This window comes from Microvirga tunisiensis (assembly GCF_009296175.1).
GTDB classification, from domain to species: domain Bacteria; phylum Pseudomonadota; class Alphaproteobacteria; order Rhizobiales; family Beijerinckiaceae; genus Microvirga; species Microvirga tunisiensis.
The window spans coordinates 1-1,677 of the sequence record NZ_VOSK01000692.1; the positions used below are offsets into that span (position 1 = coordinate 1).

Consider the following 1,677-nt stretch of genomic DNA (forward strand, 5'->3'; position numbering starts at 1 on the left):
AAAGCCATCCTGCGCAAGATCGGTGCAGCTAATCGCACCCAGGCGGCTATGTGGGCATCTCAGCGCCTTTCAGGAACAGGAGTGTCTAACCGGAATGGTTGAGACTTTGGCGCAGAAGATTGCGGTTGGGGATCAGGTTCGCGTCCACTTCCATCCACCCGGTCCATGGAAGAGCTTTTCCGAGGGCACGGTCAGGCGGGTGGACGTGACCACCCAGGCAGGGCGCTTCTTTGTGCTCGAAGTCCGGAATGAGGTCCTTCTCGACCAACCGCACCGGATCAGGCCCGGTTTCCCCGATTTCGTCCGGTATGAATGCCGGAATGACTTCCCTGGCCGGATCGAGATTCTCTCGACCGCCGAACAGGACGTGGAGAGGGAGCCCGCGTCCGCTCCCCTATCAGCAAAAGCGCCAGAAAACCCCGTGCAAGAGGCAGACGAGCAACATCTGGGTGAACTGGCTCTGCACTCAGAAGCTGAGACCGAACGAATTTTCGAAACAGAGGCCAAATCTGAACCGGATCAGGTCGATGTTGAGCTACAGCCCGTCCGCAAGCAGGGTGGTTTGCTGTCTGCATTGTTCGCACGAAGACGATAACCGCAACGTGCCTTACCAGCTTATGGTTTGACACGCTGACGGTGACAATCAACTCACTTCAGTGAAAGGAGCACGACCATGGCTGGGAAAGCTCGCATGCGACCGTCGTTCAAGAAGCACACTCGCCGCTACAAGGCAGTGATTGCCCCGGCTAAGACACGCGAAGGGCAGAAGAACCTTGCGAAGAAGAACCGCTACGCCAACCGCCATGGTTAGGCGGCAACGCGCCGCCCGATCTGACTTGTTCTTGCCTGACTGAAGATCACAATTTATCGGAGTGGCTCATCCGCTCATTGACAGAGCTTCCCCCTAACCGGCCTTCCTTCGTCCGCGCTTGGCGGGTGCTTTCGTAGGAGCAGTCTTTACCGCATCAATTGCGGCGGTCTTCGCTTGGGCTGCTCTTGAACGCCGCTGACCAAGGCCGAAGCTTTTCGCCAACTCAGATCGCTTGGCCGCATAGTTTGCCGCAACCATCGAATAATCGTGGGGCAAGCCCCACTTTTCCCGGTAAGCCTCGGGCGTCAGTCCCAAACGTGTAAGATGCCGTTTGAGCGACTTGTATTGTTTCCCGTCTTCCAAACTGATCACATACTCAGGAGTAACGGACTTCCTGATGGAGATGGCAGGAGTTGGCTTGGCATCTTGCCGTTGCGGAGTAGGCTGACTACTGCTCCAAAGAGCGGCGTGAACATTCCCGATCAGGTTGGGCAGATCAGCAACCGAGACAGAATTGTTGCTGACGAAGGCCGACACGATGTCAGCCGCAAGTTCAAGGTAGTTCGGGGGCGTTTCGTTAGACATGAGATAATCCTCCGCTTGAGGTATCGGCTGGAGCAACAATCTTATGTATTCACATTAAGGACTATGCACATGTGATAGGTGCGTACCTATATTCTTCTCTGGTTGAAGGCAAACGGCAGCCCCGAAGATAAAAGATTGTACATCTAAAATCGGAGTTGTGCTCAGACATTTTTTATGTCATGTGGATTGTTTAACCTGTCGATACTGCTCCATTGGCATCAATGATATTGAAATTTCGGGGATGTGGCAGACGAGAACTTTCTCTCTGACAAATGATCACT

The 1,677-nt window shown here is 54.1% G+C and carries 3 protein-coding genes; 2 read left to right on the top strand and 1 reads right to left on the bottom strand.

Annotated features, from left to right (window positions below):
• The first annotated feature begins 106 nt into the window (after positions 1–106).
• Both FS320_RS42925 and FS320_RS45695 read left to right on the top strand, forming a co-directional pair.
• A complete protein-coding gene (locus FS320_RS42925; RefSeq protein ID WP_152718590.1) occupies positions 107–595 on the top strand; it encodes a hypothetical protein in 489 nt (162 codons plus the stop codon).
• Between the two features lie 78 nt (positions 596–673).
• Positions 674–811: a hypothetical protein gene (locus FS320_RS45695; RefSeq protein ID WP_153885412.1), complete on the top strand. Its 138-nt coding sequence runs from the start codon at positions 674–676 to the stop codon at positions 809–811.
• 93 nt (positions 812–904) lie between these two features.
• On the opposite strand, the gene FS320_RS42930 is transcribed toward FS320_RS45695, so the two are convergent.
• Entirely contained in the window at positions 905–1,396 is a 492-nt protein-coding gene (locus FS320_RS42930) for a Ros/MucR family transcriptional regulator (protein WP_152718591.1), read from the bottom strand.
• Positions 1,397–1,677 lie beyond the last annotated feature (281 nt).